Origin of the sequence: Halobellus sp., assembly GCF_042218505.1 — an archaeon.
Classification (GTDB): domain Archaea; phylum Halobacteriota; class Halobacteria; order Halobacteriales; family Haloferacaceae; genus Haloquadratum.
The window spans coordinates 1-16,894 of the sequence record NZ_JBDGQZ010000034.1 but is presented as its reverse complement, the minus strand read 5'-3'; the positions used below and the strand labels follow the sequence as shown (position 1 = coordinate 16,894).

Sequence of the window (16,894 nt, the reverse complement as noted above, 5' to 3'; positions counted from 1 at the left end):
ATCGGTATGGCGCTTCGATGGGTAGCGTAGAGAGCGTCGCATATGCAGGTACAACGCAAAACGATAGCGAAGGCCATCGTCGTCATATTCGTGTTCAACCTGATCGTGATGGGTGTGGGTGCGTGGGTCGCCTATCAGGAGGCACCGCCCATCCCCGAGCAGGTGACCGGACCGGACGGCGACGTCGTCGTCACCGACGAACAGATCCGCGAGGGCAAGCGGGTCTTCCAGCAGAACGGCCTGATGAACCACGGTTCGATTCTCGGTAGCGGAGCGTACTACGGGGAGGACTTCACCGCCGACGCGTTGGACTTGAAAGTTCAGCATATGCGCGATTACTTCGCGCGCGAGCGGTACGGGAACGAGTACGACAAACTCAGTTCCGCCCGACAGGCGGCCATCGCCGACGCGGTGAAGCAGGAACTCGACTCGTCCTACGACGGCGGAGCGGTCCAGTACTCGGCGGCCGAACTGTACGCTCACAAGCAGGTCCGTCAGGAGTACGTCGCGCGGTATCACGAGGGATCATACCCCAGAGGCGTCCCCGAGGGGATGATCGAATCGCCCGAAGACGCCCGTGAGTTCGCGGACTTCGCGATGTGGACGGCGTGGTTCTCACGCACCGACCGGCCGGAGACCACTCGTACACGAACGACTGGCCGTACCAGCCCGGCGCGGGTAACGACGCCACTCCCGTAGCGATGATCTGGAGCGTCATCGTTATGATGCTGTTGGTCGCTGGCGCAGGGGCCGGAATCTGGCTGTACCGCTCGATCGAACTCCCGAGGCCGGAGGCAGCGGGCATCTCGGTCCCGACACCGGATGAGATGACCAGCTTCCCGAGTCAGCGAGCGGCACTGCGGTTCATTCCCATCGCCGCCGGGCTCTTCGTCGCGCAGGTGTTCCTCGGCGGCCTGCTGGCGCACTTCTACATCGAACGCGCTGGGTTCTTCGGTATCGAACGGGTCTTCGGCGTCCACATCCTCCAACTGCTGCCGTTCGCCATCGCGAAGACCTGGCACATCGACCTCGGCATCCTGTGGATCGCGACGACGCGGCTCGGCGCGGGGCTGTTCCTCCCGCCGCTGCTGACGGGCCACGAGCCGAAGCGACAGGCGACCTACGTCGACGGCCTCCTGGCTGCACTCGTAGTCGTCGTAATCGGCGGTCTCGGAGGCATCTGGCTCGGAGCCAACGGCTACATCGACGGTCAACTGTGGTGGATCCTCGGCAACGAGGGCCCGGAGTACCTCGAGGTCGGGAAACTCTGGCAGTTCGGGATTCTGGCGGGCTTCGGAATCTGGGCGGCCCTCGCCGTCCGTGGCCTGAAGCCGCTCTTGGATCGCGAACCGCCGTACGGGCTGGCGCATATGATCCTCTACGCCGGCGGATCGATCGCGCTGCTGTTCACCGCGGGCTTCCTCTTCACGCCGTCGACGAGCATCGCCGTCACGGAGTTCTGGCGCTGGTGGGCCGTCCATATGTGGGTCGAGGGCGCGTTCGAGTTCTTCATTGTCGCCATCGTCGGCCTGACGCTGGTCTCGATGACCCTCCTCACGCGCCGCAGCGCCGAGAAGGCGGTGATGCTCCAGGCGCTGCTCGTGGTGGGAACCGGCGTCATCGGCGTCTCGCACCACTACTGGTCAATCGGGATGCCCGATACGTGGGTGCCGATCGGGAGCGTCTTCTCGACGCCGGAACTGCTCCCGCTGGTGTTCATCCTCTACGAGGCGCTCGGGCAGTACAGCGCGATGTCGGCCGACGAGTTCCCCTACCGGCTTCCCTGTATGTTCATCATCGCCAGCGGCGTCTGGAACTTCGTCGGGGCCGGCGTCCTGGGGTTCTTCATCAACCTCCCGCTGATCAACTACGACGAGCACGGGACCTACCTCACCGTCGGTCACGCCCACGCCGCGATGTTCGGAGCGTCCGGGTTCCTGGCGCTGGGGATGGTGACGTATGTGCTCCAGATCGCCATCGAACCGCACCGCTGGGACGGGTCGTGGCTCCGCGCGGCGTTCTGGTCCTGGAACGTCGGCCTCGCGCTGATGGTCTTCGTCTCGGTGCTTCCCGTTAGGTTCCTCCAGTTGGAGGCGGTGTTCACCCAGGGGTACGCCGCCGGACGGAGTCTGGCCTTCTACAATCAGCCGATGATCCAGAGTCTATTCTGGGCGCGTCTGCCCGGCGACACCATCATTATCCTGGGGACAGCGATTTACGCCGCCGACCTCCTCAGAAAACGGTTCGTCCTCAGACACTCCGAGGAGGACCCCGAGGTCGAGGATATGGCCGTCGCCGAGGGCGTCCTGAGCGACGACTGAGCACCGGCGAACCGCGACTCGACCGTCCGCCATCGCTGCTCTTCGCACCCGGCGTCCGGGGCCGTCATAACGACTGCCGACCGGGCGACGAAGCCTTTTCTCTCCGCTCTCCGTCGGGGCGGTATGGATCTCGGCATCGACGGCGACGCGGCACTGGTGACAGCATCGAGTAGCGGCCTCGGGAAGGCCTCGGGGCGGGCCTTGGCCGCCGAGGGCGCTGACGTCGTACTCAACGGTCGCGACGAGAAGCGACTGGAAGCGGCCGTCGCAGACGTCAGCGACGACGCGGCCGAGGGCGCGACTGTGATCGGACACGCCGCAGACCTGACCGATCCCGAGGCGATCGAGAGACTAATCGAACGGACGGTCCGAGAGTTCGGCGGTCTCGATCACCTCGTGACCTCAGCAGGCGGTCCCCCAGCGAAGTCGTTCCGCGAGACGACGGACGAGGAGTGGTACGACGCGTTCGACCAGTTAGTGATGAGCGTCGTCAGAACCGTCAGAGCGGCGGTGCCGCATCTGGAAGCCAACGGGGGCGGAACCATCGTGACCATCGCCTCGGTGAGCGTGAAAGAGCCGGTCGAGGACCTGGTTCTCTCGAACTCGGTCAGAGCCGGGGTCCTCGGACTGGAGAAGACGCTCTCGACGGAACTCGCACCCGAGATCCGGGCGAACGCCGTGCTCCCCGGGACGCACGAAACGCCGCGCGTGGAGGCGCTCGTCGAGCAGGGGGTCGAAGACGGGAGGTTCGACTCCTACGAGCAGGGGATGAACGAGTGGGCGCGGGAGGTCCCGGTCGGCGGGATCGGCGACCCGATGGATCTGGGCCGGGTCGTCGCCGTGCTCTCCTCGCCGCGGTCGGGGTTCATCTCCGGCGCGGCAATTCCGATCGACGGTGGCGAGGGCGCTTCGACGTTCTGATGATTGGATCGATACCGGGGACAGGTTTCAAGCCACTCTCTTGACCAGGGCGCGCACGCGTCAGACCGCAATCTATTTCAATCGAACTGATCAGACAATCCGCGTTCACGACGGGTCGAATCGGGAACGCTTATGTTCCAGAAGCAACTTTCGAATACTATGGAGCATAATACTAATCTTAAATATGCAGAGAACTAATAACACGTCCCCGATTCGCTGGGGTATCGAACTGACACCGGACGCCCCAGTGCGGGAAATCGCCGCCCTGGGTGCCGCGGCCGAGGAAGCCGGCTTCGACGCCGCGTTCGGATCGTCACACTACAACAACCGCGACCCGCTCATTGCGCTCGACCGGGTCGCCGCCGCGACCGACGAGATCCGACTCGGCCCGGGCGTCGCAAACCCATACGACGTTCACCCGCTCAGATTGGCCTCACAGGTCGCGACGCTCGCGGAGGTCAGTGATGGCCGCGCGCTCCTCGGACTGGGCGCGGGCGACGTGTCGACGCTGCGGAACCTCGGCGTCGACCGCGACAGGCCACTCCGCCGGGTGCTCGAGACGATGCGGGTCGCAAAGAAACTCTGGGCGGGCGAGCGCGTGGATCACGAGGGGACGTTCACCGCCAGCGACGCGGCGTTGAACTACGATCCGGGGCCGGTTCCGGTCCTCGTCGGCGGGCAGGGGCCGCATATGCTTCGGATGGCCGCGAAACACGCCGACGGCGTCCTCGTCAACGGTTCGCATCCGGACGATTACGCCTGGGCAGCCGACCAGATCGAGATCGGCATCGAGGACCGACCGGATTCGCGGGGGCCGTTCACGATCGGTGCCTTCGCGAGCGTCAGCATCGACGAGGACGCGGAGCGGGCGCGGACGGTCGCCCGCCGACCCGTGGCGTATATTGCCTCTGGGGCACCCGAAGAGGTGCTAAGTCGGCACGGACTCGACGTCGAACGCGCGGCCGAAATCGGTGAGGCCATTTCCGTAGGTGAGCGCGAGCGCGCCTACGACCTCGTCACCCCAGCGATGGTGGACACGTTCTGCGTCGCCGGCACTCCCGACGCAGTGGCCGAGCGGATCGAGACGATCCGTGAGTACGCCGACGCGTTTGTCGCCGCATCGCCGCTCGGCCCCGACAGAGAACGCGCGATCGAGTTGCTCGGGTCGGTTCGGGAACGACTCGTTGCGCCGGAGAGTGGCCCGTGAACAGCGGCACGTGGCCGGCCGACCTGCGCGGCGTCGTCGAGAGCGTAACGTCAACGCGCGGTCCCGACGGGCAGTGGCACGTCGCTGCGCTCGGTCTCCAGGCCGGCGAACAGCACGCCGACACCGATGCAGTGCACGCGCGGACCTGGGGACAGACGCGGACCCGACAGAACTTCGAGCGACGCGAAAGCGCGCGCGTGCAGTTCGTGCGAGATCCAGTCGTCTTCGTCAAGGCCGCTCTCGGCGAATTAGAGACCGATGGTCCCGTCCTCGATGCCGCCGACGCCTGGGTTGAGGTCGACGTGACAGCGGTCGAGACTGGGACCTCGGGCGGGACGGAGTGGGTCGATTGGCGACTCAGCCCGGTTCGGGCCGACATCGAACGACGCGTCGTGCCGGTAACGACGCGCTCGCTCGGCGCGGTCATCGAACTGGCCGTCGCCGCATCCCGGCTGGGCGTTCCGAGTTACGACGACGACGAACTCCGCGACCGGATGACGTACTTCGCCGACGTCGCGACGAACTGCGGAGCGTCGCGTACACGAGAGGCGGTCGGACTCGTGGCGTCGCTATCGGCGTGGACCCCGGACGACGAGGTCGCCGCGGAGATCGACGTCTCGGCCGCGGAATCGAACAGCGCAACCGACGGCGGGTGGTAGCCCGATGCGTGTGCGAGCCGCGACGACCGCGCGATTGCACTTCGGCTTCCAGAACCTCTCACCGAGCCGCGAGCGGATCTACGGCGGCCTGGGAATCACGCTGGATTCTCCCAAAGTCGTGGTGGCGGCCGAACCTGCCCAGGGCGTAACCTGTGACGCCGAGGAAACGGTGGCGGACGACACGGTGAATGCGGTCTGCGAGTACGCTCAACAGGCCATCGACTTCCTCGGCGTTGACGGCGCGCACGTGACCGTCGAGTCGGCGCTACCACGACACGTCGGATTCGGCTCGGGAACACAGTTGGCGCTGTGCACGCTGACGGCTGTGTCCCGGGCATACGGTCAGGACCCCGCAGTCCGCAAACTCGCCCCTCGATTAGGGCGGGCTCGCCGGAGTGGGGTCGGCGTCGCCGCCTTCGAGCGCGGGGGATTCGTGTTTGACGCCGGAACGCCGACAGAATCCTACGGCGTCGACGAACTCGCCGGTGGCGTCTCGACCGTGCCGTCGGTTGCCGTTCGCCGAGAGATCCCCTCGGAGTGGCGGTTCCTGATTCTGACTCCGGACGTCGAGTCGGGGCGAAGTGGGGACGAAGAGGCCACCAGTATGCGGGCTGTCGTGCGATCGGCCGATCCGACAATCTCCGATCGAATCGGGGCGACGGTCGCCGGACGAGTGTTGCCGGCCATCGCGGACGGAGATGCCGCTCGGTTCGGCGCGGCGATCCAGGCGGTCGATCGACTCAACGGGCAGTGGTACACCGACGAACAGGGAGACATCTATCGCCCGCCCGTCGCCGAGGTCGTCGACGCGCTGGACACCAGTCAATCGGTCTTCGGCGTGGGGCAGTCGTCGTGGGGGCCGGCCGTGTACGGGATTACGACGGCCGACCGCGCCGAGGCCGCTCGTGAGGCCGGGGGGCGTGCGCTCTCCCACGCGGGACTCGATGGTGAAGTCGCGGTCGTGACCGGGCGGAACCGCGGCGCCGTCGTCACGCAGTGTTGAAGTCGGCGAGCGTGATGCGTGAGTAGTTCACATCCGCAGCGGGGAATCGGAACCACTGTCCGGGTGCGTCTCCGAGGGCGGATCGTGAGCGAGTCGACGACGGAGGTGACGGGGTACGCCAGGCGGATGCTGTACACCGTCTCGCTGGGATGGGCGCTGCTGCAGACCGGTCGATTCCTGCTCTCGCCGCTGCTGCCGACGATCATCACCGACCTGGGGATAACGGAGGCGACCGCGGGGATCGCGCTAGCGGTGTTTCAGGGATCCTACGCACTCATCCAGTACCCGAGCGGAGAGTACTCCGACCGCTGGAGCCGGACGACCCTGATCGTGCCCGGACTGATTATCCTCAGCGTCGGATTCGCCCTCATCGGCCTGGTCAACGGGATCGTCCTGTTTTTTGTCGCTACCACGGTCGTCGGCGTCGGGAAGGGACTGTTCTCGATCCCGTCGCGAGCTCTTCTCTCGGACCTCTTTTCGGCGAACCGGGGACGTGCGCTCGGGATCTACGCCGCCGGCACCGACGTGGGCGGCCTCATCTCCTCCGGTGTCGCAGTACTGGCGCTGACGTACGCCAGTTGGCGCACGCCGTTCTTTCCGGTCGCAATCGCACTCGGACTGCTTACGGTCGCGTACGCGGCGACGACCCGCGAGGGGTATACCGTGGGAAGCGCGTCACTCGACCTCCGCGGCACCGTCGGCCGCCTCGTCCAGAGCAATCAGCAGCGACGGACGCTCGTCGCGTTCACGCTGTTTTATTTTATGGTCGGCGGCTTCATCAACTTCGCACCGACGTATCTGGCGCAGGCGAAGGGGTTCAGCGAAAGCCTCGCGGGGCTCTCGTTCGGCATCGTCTTCGCGGTCGGATTCGCGATAAAGCCGGTCGCGGGTGCGCTCGGCGACCGGTTCTCCCGCCGTGGCATCGCCGTCACCGGATTACTCGTCGCCGCGACCGCGCTCGGGGGACTGGTGCTCGTCTCGGCGAATCTCGCTATCTGGATCGCGATCGGCGTTCTCGCGCTGGGATACAAGACCGGCTTTCCGCTGGCGGACGCGATTATCATCGACGGCGCGCCTGCGGAGGATATGGGCGCGGACCTCGGAGCCGCCCGGGCGCTCTTTCTGAGCGCGAACGCACTCGGGCCGGCGTACGTCGGCATCGTCGCCACTTACGCGAATTACGACCTCGCGTTCGGCGGTCTCGTGGCCTGTTTGGTGGTCGCAGCCGCGCTTCTCGGCGTAAGCGATGGAGCGGAATAGGGGTGAAGACGGATCCGGGGTCAGCGTGCTTACGGCGTCGGTTCGGGCGCGCGCCACGCCAGGAATACACCGCAGATGGCGAGCCCGCCGGCAAGCAGGAACGCGGGCTCGAAACCGGCGGTATCGACGACAGCACCGCCGGCGATCGGCGCGAGGAACGCGCCAGCGAGGCCGACGCTCGTCTGGAAAGCGACCGCAGTCGCAGCGACCCGCTCTTCGACCACTTCGCGGACGTAGGTGTACGACAACCCGAGCGTGAGTTGGATCGCGAACCCTGACAGGAGAAGCGCGACGACGACGAGCGCGACGGAGCCGAGGCGGGTGAACCCCAGGAGGAGCGGCGTCGCGAGCGCGAACGAGCCGAGCACCACGGGCCGACGTCGACCATCAAAGACACGATCCGAAAGCAGTCCGCTACTGACCCGCGAAACGAGGCCGACGCCCGGAAAGAGGGCGACGACCAGTCCGCTCGTCGCGAGCGAGAGCGCCATCTCCTGCGTGAGATACGAGGACCCCCAACTGTTGACGAACAGGTAGAGTGCGTAACTGAGAAAGCCCAGCGCGCCGAGGAGCCAGACCGTCGGAGACCGGAGAACTGTCAGGAACTCCTGGAGCGAGGGCGCGTCACCTCGTGCCTCGCCGAGCCCTCGGCTCGCCGGCCAGAAGAGCAGCAGTCCGAGAAGGGCGACGGCGGTGAACGCCGGAAGGATTGCTGGCCAGCCGAACCGGGCGGCGACCAACGGACCGGTCCCCTGGCCGATTGCGAAACCCACAGGCCCGCTGGCGGTGAAGATGCCGACCGCCGTGGCGCGAGCGTTGGCGGGCACGGCTCGGCTCACGATGTCGATGCCGGCGTTCCAGACAACGACGTACGCCAGCCCACCGAGCGCCCGCGACGCGATCACCGGCCAGTACGCGCCTGCCGTCCCCGCGAGCCATCCCCAGACGCCAGCGACGAACAGTGCGAGCACTGCCAGCGCCATCGCGCGCCGTGAGTCGGTCCGATCGAGCACGACGCCGGCCGGGAGGCTCCCGACGACGGCGGCCCCGAACATCACGCTCACGACCAGTCCCGCGGCGCTCGACCCGATGTCAAGGGAGTTGCGGATCAGCGGCGTGACGCTCGCAGGCACAATCTCGTAGGCGGCGAGACTCGTCGAGATGAGGCCCGCTCCGCCGACGAGAGCGTAGATCCGCCGGTCCCGATCCGAAGGGGCGGCGGATGGGTCGTCGGTCGGCACGTGCTGATCTGGTGGCGCACTCATCAGTATCCCGTCTCCGCGCCTCGGTATAGAAGCCAGCGGTGTCGTCGCGAGGGTGGTCTCGCCGTCAGTCGAATCTTTTCCCCTGTGCGGAGGACCGCCTCTCGATAGCCCGGTCCCCGGTCGCCGCGTTAGGTACATACGATTCGGGGGCCTATTCACGACGAATGACCAGTGAAACGGCCACGTTCGGCGGTGGGTGCTTCTGGTGCACTGAGGCGGCGATGAAAGTCCTCGACGGCGTCCACGCGGTCACGTCCGGGTACGCGGGTGGCGACACCGATGATCCGACCTACCGCGCGGTCTGCTCCGGTTCGACGGGCCACGCGGAGGTCGTCCAGGTCGAATACGACCCCGAGACCATCGGTTACGGCGACCTGCTGGAAGTGTTCTTCGCGACGCACGACCCCACACAACTCAACCGACAGGGGCCTGACATCGGCACACAGTACCGCTCGATCGTGCTCTATCACGACGAGGAGCAACACCGGCAGGCGGAGGCGTACGTCGAAGCGCTCGGGTCAGCGTACGACGACGAGGTGGTCACCGAGATCGAGCCCCTCGAGCGGTTCTGGGCGGCCGAGGAGTACCACCAGGACTACTTCGAGAAGAACCCGAGCGACGCGTACTGTCGGATGCACGCCCAGTCGAAAGTCGAGAAGGTGCGTGAGAAGTTCGCGGAACTGACAGACACCGAGGCGGCGACGTCGGACTGAGACCGCGAGGAAGCCCGAGGTGTGACGACCCCGGAGCCCACCGAACACTGGGTTGGGCGTCACCGGCGACGACGGGGCTACGGCCTCGGGAGTCGGAGCCGAACGCTGTTGCCGCCGTACTCGCTCTCCTCGAAGAGTAACTCACCACCGTAACTCTCGGCCGTCCACTTGGCGAGCCACAGGCCGAGTCCGCTGCTGTGCTGGGTCTGGGTGGCCTCGATATCGCCCGTGACGATGTCTTGCTCCGACGCCGGAATCGGCGGGGCGTCGTCGTCGATCTGGATGGCTGCCCACCCCTCGTCGAGAGCGGTGGCTCGCACCCGGACGAACGCCTGTTCGCCGGGGTTGTGCTCGATGGCGTTCTCCACCAGTCCGTCGACCGCAGAGCGCAGGTGTCCGTTCGCTCGAACGAGAAGTTCCGCCGGCAGGTCGGCTTCGATCTCGGCCTGCGGAAACTGCCGTCTGCGTTCCTCGAGGATGCCGTGGACGATCGGGACGCTGTCGATCACGCTGGTGTCGGTCGTCGCTGACAGCACTGAGTGGATCTCGCTGGCCTCGTGTGAGAGAGACACCAGTTTCGCCGCGGCGCGTTCGACGGTCGCTGCCGCCCCGACTGACGCTGCCGATCCATCGGGGAGTTGTTCGAGGAGCTGGGAGGTGTGGCCGATGATGACGTTCGCCTCGTTCCGGAGGTTGTGGCGGAGCACGCGGTTCAGTACCTGGAGGCGGTGTTGCTGACGGGTGAGTTCGGTGATGTCCGTATAGACGGCGAAGCCGTCGATGCGCCGGTCGCGACTGTCGTACGGGATTCCCCGGTAGAGGAACTCCCGGAGACCGGTGCTCGTCTCCCGCTTTACGCGCTGGTAGTTGGTCTCGCCCGTCCCGGTCTGTTGGTCAAGTTGTTTCGCCTCCGCGAAGAGCCACTCGGGGACGATCCAGTCATTGAGCGATTCGTCGCGGATCTCCGCACCGTCGTAGCCAAAGATATCGACGAACGCACGGTTCACCCCCCGAACGATGGGGTCGCTGTCGACGAGTTCGAACTCGACGACGGCGTCTTGGACGTGCTGGATGAGGTGATCGTACGGATTCTCCGCGACGGGCTCGTCCGCTTGGGACTCCATCCTGGAACTCTCTTCCGCAGCCCACGAATTATAACTTCCAGTAGTGTTTCAAATTTGATTTCATCTCTCGAACTATAATTTGCCACAGATCAGGACAAAGAGAAGAAAGTTACTAGAAACAGAACAATATCTCAACTCGGCCGAGCAGCTGTCGCTTACTCCTCTGAGAGCCGACCGGGCGGCCACTCTCCGGCGAAGTCCTCGTGACGGAAGGGGTGTGGATCCTCGCCGGCGTACGTCGCGACCAGTTGCCCGTCGCCCTCGAGATGGTACTTGTAGGTGGTGAGTCCCTCCAGACCGACCGGCCCGCGGGCGTGGGTCTTGCCCGTGCTGATGCCGACTTCGGCACCGAGTCCGAAGCGGTAGCCATCGGCGAAGCGCGTCGAGGCGTTGTGGAAGACGCTCGCGGCGTCGACCGCGCGCATAAACCGCTCGGCGCGATCGGCCGTTTCGGTGATGATCGACTCGGTGTGCTTCGAGCCGTTCGCGTTGACGTGCGTGATCGCCTCGTCGAGCGAGTCGACGATCTTGATCGCGAGAATGAGATCGCCGTACTCGGTCGTCCAGTCCTCGTCGGTGGCGGCGTTCATCTCGGCGATCTCGCGGGCCCGTGCGTCGCCGCGGAGTTCGACGCCGGCGTCCCGATACCGGGCAGCCATCTCGGGGAGGAAGTCGTCGGCGACGGTCTCGTGGATCAACAGCGTCTCGACGGCGTTGCACACCGCGGGGTACTGGACTTTCGCGTCGAAGGCGACGTCCTCGGCCATCGAGAGGTCGGCGCCCTCGTCGACGAAGACGTGACAGACGCCCTCCGTGTGCCCCAGCACCGGAATCGAGGTGTTCTCCTGAACGTACTCCACGAACGCCGAACTGCCGCGGGGCATCAGGAGGTCGACGGCGTCGTCCCGTTCGAGGAGCGTCTCGACGTCCTCGCGGGCCTCGATGAGTTGCGCCCACCCGTCCGGGACCTCTGCGGCGGCCTCACAGATGATCTCATAGAGCACGCGGTTGGATTCGGCGGCCTCGCTGCCGCCCTTGAGGATCACCGCATTACCCGACTTGAGGCTGAGTGCGGCGATCTGCACCAGCGCGTCCGGACGGGACTCGAAGACGGCTCCGAGGACGCCGATCGGGGCCGAGAGTTTGTACAGTTCCAGATCGTCGTCGAGGCGACGCGCTTCGAGAGTCTTGCCCAGGGGGTCGTCCTGCCCGGCGACGCTTCGGACCATTTCGGCGATGCTCTCGAGTTTGGACTCGGAGAGTTTCAGGCGGTCGACGAACGCCTGGGTGTACTCGCCGGCCGCGAGGAGTTCTTCGGCCTCGGTGACGTCGGTCGCGTTGGCGTCGAGGATTTCTTCCGCTCGGGCCTCGATAGCGTCGGCAATCGCGTGCAGCGCGTCGTTTCGCGTCTCTGTCGATAGATTCGCCAGTTCCAGGGCCGCGGACTGTGCTTGCGTAATCTTGGTTTCGGTGTCAGTCATCGTTGTGGGTGGTTGTCGGTGGAGTCGTTACTGCGCTTCGGTCTCGTGGCCGTTGATCGGAGTGAAGATAGTCCCGACTGCCTGTTCGGTCGCGACCTTCTCAAGGACGTCCGGTTCGGCGGAGGCGGCGATGATCGCAGGGATGCCGTGCTCGCTCACCCGCCGTGCCCCGCTGACCTTGGTCCGGATCCCACCGAACGAGCGGCTGCCGCTCTCCTCGACGATCGTCTCGACCTGGTGATAGTTCCGGCCGACCGCCTCGATCAGTTCCGCGTCGGGATCGCGCTGCGGGTTGCCCGTGTACACCCCGTCGACGTCGGTGAGCGTGACGAGCAGTCCGGCCTCGACGCCGATCGCGATCGACGAAGAGATCATATCGTTGTCGCCGATCCGGATCTCCTCGGTGGCGACGGCGTCGTTCTCGTTGACGATCGGGACAACGCCCCAGTCCAGGAGGGTGTCGACGGTGTTCTTGAAGTTAGTGAACCGCTCCGGGTTCTCGAGGTCGTGTTCGGTCACCAGGATCTGTGCGACCGTGATCCCGTAGCGCTCGAAACTCTCGGTGTATCGGCGCATCAGGTGACTCTGCCCGATCGTCGACAGCGCCTGGGACTGCTCGACGGTGTCCTCGCTGGTGAAGCCCGCTCGACCCTTGCCCGCGCCGATCGCGCCCGAGGAGACCAGGATGACCGCTTTATTCCGCTGAACGAGGTCCGCGACGTCGTCGACGAGTTTGTCGAGTTTCTCGTCGTCGAGGTTCGAGGTCTCGTCGGTCAGTGAGTTGGTTCCGGCCTTGACGATGACGCGGTCGGCGTTGGCCGCCAGCCCGCGGGCGTGGTCGATCTCTCCGCTGGGAATCGCCTCGCTCATTGTTCGGCTTCCTCGGCCAGTTCGGCCGATCGCTCTCGGGCGGCGCTCAGCGCGTCGCCGACGACTGCGTCGACGTCGCTGTCCCACAGTACCTCCATCCCTTCGATGGTCGTCCCGCCAGGCGAACAGACGGCGTCGATGAGGGTCTCGACAGACTCCTCGGAGCGCAGGACGGTTTCGGCCGCGCCCTTGACCGTCTGTGCAGCGAGGGTTTCGGCGTCGTCGGCGTCGAGCCCCTCTTCGACGGCGCGGTCGGCCATCGCCCCGAGAAGGTAGAAGACGAAGGCGGGGCCGCTACCATTCAGCGCCGTCGTGACGTCCATCAGATCCTCGTCGACGACGACGTACTCGCCGAGGTCCGAGAGCATCTGTGCGACGTGGTCGTCCGGTTCGTCCCACGTCACTGCGGCGGCCATATTCTGCGTTTCGGCCGCGAGATTCGGCATAATGCGAACGACTGTCGCGTCGGTTTCGGCGGCGACGACGTCGGTGGAGACGCCAGCGGCGATCGTAAGAAGCGTTCGGTCGGCGTCGAGGTCGAGATCTTCGAGCACCAGCGGGACGATGTCCGGCTTGACCGCGAGAACGACCACGTCCGAGTCGGTCACGTCGGCGAGGTCGGTCGTCGTCTGGTCAGCATCCTGTTCGATCCGCTCGAAGGCGTCGGGGTCCACGTCGTAGGCCGTAATTCGGTATCCGCCGGCCTGAGAGAGCCCCGTAATCAGGGCGCTCCCCATATTCCCGCAGCCGATGACGCTCACATCGATCATTCTGTGAGCCAATACGCGGGGCCGCCGATATACGAACTTTGGTTTCCGACTGACCACGGCCGCGGCGCCGGCGCCCCGACGGTCACCTCAGATTGTCGAGCGCCGATGCCGCCGCCTCCTTGACCCGCTCCGAGGGATCGTCCCGCAGTTCACGTATCTCGGCGGCCGCGTCGACGACGCCGAGAACGCCGAGCGCGCCCACTGCCTCCTTGCGAACCAGGTCGTACTCGTCGTCGAGCGCCGCGCGGAGTGTCTCGAGGCGGCCGCTGATCGTCTCCGGATCGTCGAGTGCGAACTCGTGTAGCGTGAACGCCGCGTGATAGCGGACGCGGCGCTCGGGATCGGTGGCGAGGCGGTCGGCGGCGACAACAACCATCCGTTGCGTCGCTTCGGGGAGGTCGCCGCAGATCGGGGCGTACTCCTCGGCGATTGCCGCGAGTCCGGCGGTCGCAATCCGGCGGCTCGTCGAATCGGCAGAGGCGACGAGATCCATCAGCGTCGCCTCGTGCGCGTCGGTGAAGATCACGACCGATGCGAGCGCCCACCCGAGGTCCCTGACGGCCGAGTACCTCCGTATCTCCGCCTCGAACTCCGAGTGGCGACGCTCGTGTGCGCGGGCGGCCACCCGGAGAAGCGACTCGGGGTCGGCGTGGCCGGTGAGCACCATCGCCGAGACGGCGAACCCGACCGCTCCGGGCTGAAAGAAGCCGTCGCTATCGTCGACTGACAGCCGAATCCGCTCGTCGAGGAGGTCGGTGTCCGCCAGGAGCGACTCGATCCGGGCGCGGTGCCGACTGACGTCCCGTCCGGACAGCGCGAGGCGAGCGAGAGCTTCGGCCGCACCGAGGCGGACAGCCTCAGAATCCGCGTCGAGACAGATGCCGAGTGCGTCGAGGTCGACGCGCTCCGGTCGGTCTCGAGCGATTTCGACCAGCCGCCCGCCCGGATCGTCGGTCGACATTATACCAGTCATCGGACGCGCTGAACTTAGCCGTTGTGCGAAGGCACGAGCGCCCTCAGGTATGACAGTGAGCGGGCGGCGGCACAACCCTCATAATCCATACTGAACGAATAGAAAGCAGTGACCGATACGATGACTTCTCCGCTCGAAGATCTCGGCTTCCCGCTCGTGTTCCCTGTCGACGACGCGGTCGAAGGCCTCGACGCCCCGGAGCCGTCACTGGGATTAGCGCACCGGGCGCGCGTCCGGTCGCTCGGCGGGATGCAGAAGGAAGCGCTCGTGACCAACAGTACCACCGGAACCACCTGGCGACTCGCCAGCGACGAGGGAGAGTACCTCGAGGGTGAGGACGTGGCGCCCGCGCCGCTGGCACACTTGACGACCGGGATGATCAGTTCCTTTGCCACCGAGACCCTCGCGCTGGCGGACCAGCGTGGGATCGAGGTCGAGGATCTCACGCTGGTGCAGGACAACTACTACACGATGAACGGATCGGCGCTCGCGGGGACGATGACAGCGGGTGCGGTCCCGGTGGATCTGGAGGTGGAAATCGACGCCGACGCCGGATCGGAGACGCTCAGCACGCTCGTCGACGACGCCGTGCGGTCGGCTCCGGTTTCGGGGCTGATCCACGACGTCAACGACAGCGTGTTCACACTCGTCGCAAACGGCCACGAAGTCGCACCCGACCGCGTCGCCGAACTCGACGGCCCTACCCGGCCGGATCCCACTGAGGTCTTCGAGTCGCTCCCCCGGGACGCGTCCAAGCGGGACCCGCCGGCTATCCATCGGACAGGACGAACAACGGAACCGCTCCCGGAGAGCGACGAGAAGTACACGAGCGGGGAGGGATCCAGCCTCTCCGCAGATCAGGACCGGGTACTCCACCTGCGCGGCACCTGCACAGTCCGTGAGGACGGGACAAAGCACGTCGCTGTCGAGTTGTTCAGCCCGATCGGAACCGTCTTCGAGTTCGTCTCCGACGAACCACCGGGTCGCGGCGGGGCAGGGCGTGCGCCCGACGCGATGACGTACGTCGCCGGTGGACTCGGGTTCTGCTTTATGACTCAGATGGGTCGCTACGCAGACATCGTCGACGCCGACCTCTCGGCGTATCGAATCGTCCAAGACACCCACGTCGCAGAGGGCGACGAGGCCGCGCCGGCCAGTTGGGCTCCCGTCGAGACCTGTGCGTACGTCGAAACAAGTGAGGATGCGGAGTTCGCCCGCGAGTTACTCGATATGTCCGAACAGACGTGTTTCCTGCACGCGCTCTGTCGGAGCGATCCTGGGGGACCGAACCTCGATGTCACGGCCCGCTGATCGACGACTTAGCGGGCCTCGCAGGTGTCGACCCCAATGAGCGAGTACAGGCCACAACTGCCGGTCAGTCCCGTGCCGAGCAGCACAATCGCGACCACGCCGAGCACGAGCGAGAGAACGCCGGGGCCCGGGACGACGTTCCCGAGAATCCCGAGCGAAGCGGCGCCGACGAGTGCGCCGAGCGCGATCCGAACGGTACTATCAGTCTGACCAACGTTTTGCTCCATAGTACAATATTGTCTTTCGCGCACATAACTCTTTCTCCTCAGATCACTCGCGGACCGCGCGTCGCCGGTCGGGGATCGTGTCAAGCGTGGATTCGGTATCCCCGAGGACGAACAGCGCGTGGTACCGGAGGTAGGTCTGGACCGGGACCCCGATCAAAAGAACCAGTGCGAGTACGACGACTCCGAACAGGACGGCGGCGATCGCAATGACGATGCCACCGGCGATCTCGGCAACGTCAAGTAGCGCGATCCCGGCGAGCCCGACGATACCGAGCGGGATCGCCGCCACCACTGCCGCGAATCCGATGACCACGCTCGCGGCGATGCCGGCCGCGAGTTGGAGGATCCACCCGACGACGGCGTAGGCAGCGTACTGCTTCCACTGGCTCGTCATCGTCGGCCAGAAACGTCGCCACGCCGACAGGAGACTGCGGTCTTCGAGCAGCATCACCGGCACGACGAACATCTTCGTGAATCCACCGACGAGGCCCGAGAGAATCGAAAGCAGTACGAACACCGGAATTCCAAGCAGGATGAGCGCGAGCGGCGCACCGCCGAAGCCGAGGAGGCGTGGGACGATCGCTGCAGCGAGAATTGCCGCGACGACGCCGAACGAGAGGAGTCTGAGGACGAGTTGAAACCCGAACAGCCGGAGGCCCTGGCCCCAGTATCGACGCCAGTACGCTCGCACCCGGACCTGCTCTTCGCGGAGCGACTCGACGAAGACGAACTGCTTGACATCCTCCTCCGCGTAAACGCGGAGGAATCCCGAGCGGTGGGAGTTTCAGG

At 65.8% G+C, this 16,894-nt stretch carries 15 protein-coding genes and 1 pseudogene; 8 read left to right on the top strand and 8 right to left on the bottom strand.

The window, feature by feature from the left end:
- The first annotated feature begins 42 nt into the window (after positions 1-42).
- The 6 genes and pseudogenes from ABEI27_RS10095 (at position 43) to ABEI27_RS10070 (ending at position 7,371) form a co-directional block, all read left to right on the top strand.
- Positions 43-2,321: pseudogene (locus ABEI27_RS10095) on the top strand (nitric-oxide reductase large subunit).
- 123 nt (positions 2,322-2,444) lie between these two features.
- Complete coding sequence (locus ABEI27_RS10090; RefSeq protein WP_375799278.1) at positions 2,445-3,242, top strand: SDR family oxidoreductase; 798 nt, start codon at positions 2,445-2,447, stop codon at positions 3,240-3,242.
- A 184-nt stretch (positions 3,243-3,426) separates the two neighbouring features.
- Positions 3,427-4,449 carry a 5,10-methylenetetrahydromethanopterin reductase gene (locus tag ABEI27_RS10085; protein ID WP_375799277.1) on the top strand — a complete coding sequence of 341 codons (1,023 nt, stop codon included), beginning with the start codon at positions 3,427-3,429 and terminating at the stop codon, positions 4,447-4,449.
- A complete protein-coding gene (locus ABEI27_RS10080; RefSeq protein WP_375799276.1) occupies positions 4,446-5,108 on the top strand; it encodes a DUF447 domain-containing protein in 663 nt (220 codons plus the stop codon). The genes ABEI27_RS10085 and ABEI27_RS10080 overlap by 4 nt, the downstream gene beginning before the upstream one ends.
- Positions 5,109-5,112: 4 nt before the next feature.
- Entirely contained in the window at positions 5,113-6,111 is a 999-nt protein-coding gene (locus ABEI27_RS10075) for a beta-ribofuranosylaminobenzene 5'-phosphate synthase family protein (protein ID WP_375799275.1), read from the top strand.
- Positions 6,112-6,237: 126 nt separating this feature from the next.
- On the top strand, positions 6,238-7,371 hold the full coding sequence (locus ABEI27_RS10070; RefSeq protein WP_375799300.1) for an MFS transporter: 1,134 nt from the start codon (positions 6,238-6,240) through the stop codon (positions 7,369-7,371).
- Between the two features lie 29 nt (positions 7,372-7,400).
- On the opposite strand, the gene ABEI27_RS10065 is transcribed toward ABEI27_RS10070, so the two are convergent.
- Positions 7,401-8,636: an MFS transporter gene (locus ABEI27_RS10065; protein ID WP_375799274.1), complete on the bottom strand. Its 1,236-nt coding sequence runs from the start codon at positions 8,634-8,636 to the stop codon at positions 7,401-7,403.
- A gap of 164 nt (positions 8,637-8,800) precedes the next feature.
- Here ABEI27_RS10065 and msrA point away from each other — a divergent pair, with 164 nt between their 5' ends.
- Positions 8,801-9,349, top strand: coding sequence for a peptide-methionine (S)-S-oxide reductase MsrA (gene msrA, locus ABEI27_RS10060; RefSeq protein WP_375799273.1), 549 nt, complete (start codon positions 8,801-8,803; stop codon positions 9,347-9,349).
- Positions 9,350-9,426: 77 nt separating this feature from the next.
- Here msrA and ABEI27_RS10055 read toward each other — a convergent pair whose 3' ends face one another.
- From ABEI27_RS10055 to ABEI27_RS10035, 5 genes are all read right to left on the bottom strand, one after another.
- Positions 9,427-10,473 carry a sensor histidine kinase gene (locus tag ABEI27_RS10055; protein ID WP_375799272.1) on the bottom strand — a complete coding sequence of 349 codons (1,047 nt, stop codon included), beginning with the start codon at positions 10,471-10,473 and terminating at the stop codon, positions 9,427-9,429.
- A gap of 155 nt (positions 10,474-10,628) precedes the next feature.
- Positions 10,629-11,954, bottom strand: coding sequence for a glutamate-5-semialdehyde dehydrogenase (locus ABEI27_RS10050; protein ID WP_375799271.1), 1,326 nt, complete (start codon positions 11,952-11,954; stop codon positions 10,629-10,631).
- A gap of 27 nt (positions 11,955-11,981) precedes the next feature.
- Complete coding sequence (gene proB / locus ABEI27_RS10045; RefSeq protein ID WP_375799270.1) at positions 11,982-12,824, bottom strand: glutamate 5-kinase; 843 nt, start codon at positions 12,822-12,824, stop codon at positions 11,982-11,984.
- Entirely contained in the window at positions 12,821-13,594 is a 774-nt protein-coding gene (proC, locus tag ABEI27_RS10040) for a pyrroline-5-carboxylate reductase (protein WP_375799269.1), read from the bottom strand. Before proC ends, proB begins: the two co-directional genes overlap by 4 nt.
- Before the next feature lie 82 nt (positions 13,595-13,676).
- Positions 13,677-14,555: a HEAT repeat domain-containing protein gene (locus ABEI27_RS10035; RefSeq protein WP_375799268.1), complete on the bottom strand. Its 879-nt coding sequence runs from the start codon at positions 14,553-14,555 to the stop codon at positions 13,677-13,679.
- Positions 14,556-14,687: 132 nt separating this feature from the next.
- On the opposite strand from ABEI27_RS10035, the gene ABEI27_RS10030 reads away from it, so the two are divergent.
- Complete coding sequence (locus ABEI27_RS10030; protein ID WP_375799267.1) at positions 14,688-15,878, top strand: hypothetical protein; 1,191 nt, start codon at positions 14,688-14,690, stop codon at positions 15,876-15,878.
- An 8-nt stretch (positions 15,879-15,886) separates the two neighbouring features.
- Here ABEI27_RS10030 and ABEI27_RS10025 read toward each other — a convergent pair whose 3' ends face one another.
- Together ABEI27_RS10025 and ABEI27_RS10020 are read right to left on the bottom strand one after the other, a co-directional pair.
- Positions 15,887-16,105: a DUF2892 domain-containing protein gene (locus tag ABEI27_RS10025; protein ID WP_375799266.1), complete on the bottom strand. Its 219-nt coding sequence runs from the start codon at positions 16,103-16,105 to the stop codon at positions 15,887-15,889.
- A gap of 43 nt (positions 16,106-16,148) precedes the next feature.
- Complete coding sequence (locus tag ABEI27_RS10020) at positions 16,149-16,796, bottom strand: hypothetical protein (protein WP_375799265.1); 648 nt, start codon at positions 16,794-16,796, stop codon at positions 16,149-16,151.
- Between the last annotated feature and the right edge of the window lie 98 nt (positions 16,797-16,894).

What these genes read in the sequence shown, in the direction of transcription:
- ABEI27_RS10090 (WP_375799278.1), top strand. Translation starts at nt 2,445, where the DNA reads ATGGATCTCGGCATCGACGGCGACGCGGCACTGGTGACAGCATCGAGT.
- ABEI27_RS10085 (WP_375799277.1), top strand. Translation starts at nt 3,427, where the DNA reads ATGCAGAGAACTAATAACACGTCCCCGATTCGCTGGGGTATCGAACTG.
- ABEI27_RS10075 (WP_375799275.1), top strand. Translation starts at nt 5,113, where the DNA reads ATGCGTGTGCGAGCCGCGACGACCGCGCGATTGCACTTCGGCTTCCAG.
- ABEI27_RS10070 (WP_375799300.1), top strand. Translation starts at nt 6,238, where the DNA reads ATGCTGTACACCGTCTCGCTGGGATGGGCGCTGCTGCAGACCGGTCGA.
- ABEI27_RS10065 (WP_375799274.1), bottom strand. Translation starts at nt 8,636, where the DNA reads ATGAGTGCGCCACCAGATCAGCACGTGCCGACCGACGACCCATCCGCC.
- msrA (WP_375799273.1), top strand. Translation starts at nt 8,801, where the DNA reads ATGACCAGTGAAACGGCCACGTTCGGCGGTGGGTGCTTCTGGTGCACT.
- ABEI27_RS10055 (WP_375799272.1), bottom strand. Translation starts at nt 10,473, where the DNA reads ATGGAGTCCCAAGCGGACGAGCCCGTCGCGGAGAATCCGTACGATCAC.
- ABEI27_RS10050 (WP_375799271.1), bottom strand. Translation starts at nt 11,954, where the DNA reads ATGACTGACACCGAAACCAAGATTACGCAAGCACAGTCCGCGGCCCTG.
- proB (WP_375799270.1), bottom strand. Translation starts at nt 12,824, where the DNA reads ATGAGCGAGGCGATTCCCAGCGGAGAGATCGACCACGCCCGCGGGCTG.
- proC (WP_375799269.1), bottom strand. Translation starts at nt 13,594, where the DNA reads ATGATCGATGTGAGCGTCATCGGCTGCGGGAATATGGGGAGCGCCCTG.
- ABEI27_RS10035 (WP_375799268.1), bottom strand. Translation starts at nt 14,555, where the DNA reads ATGTCGACCGACGATCCGGGCGGGCGGCTGGTCGAAATCGCTCGAGAC.
- ABEI27_RS10030 (WP_375799267.1), top strand. Translation starts at nt 14,688, where the DNA reads ATGACTTCTCCGCTCGAAGATCTCGGCTTCCCGCTCGTGTTCCCTGTC.
- ABEI27_RS10025 (WP_375799266.1), bottom strand. Translation starts at nt 16,105, where the DNA reads ATGGAGCAAAACGTTGGTCAGACTGATAGTACCGTTCGGATCGCGCTC.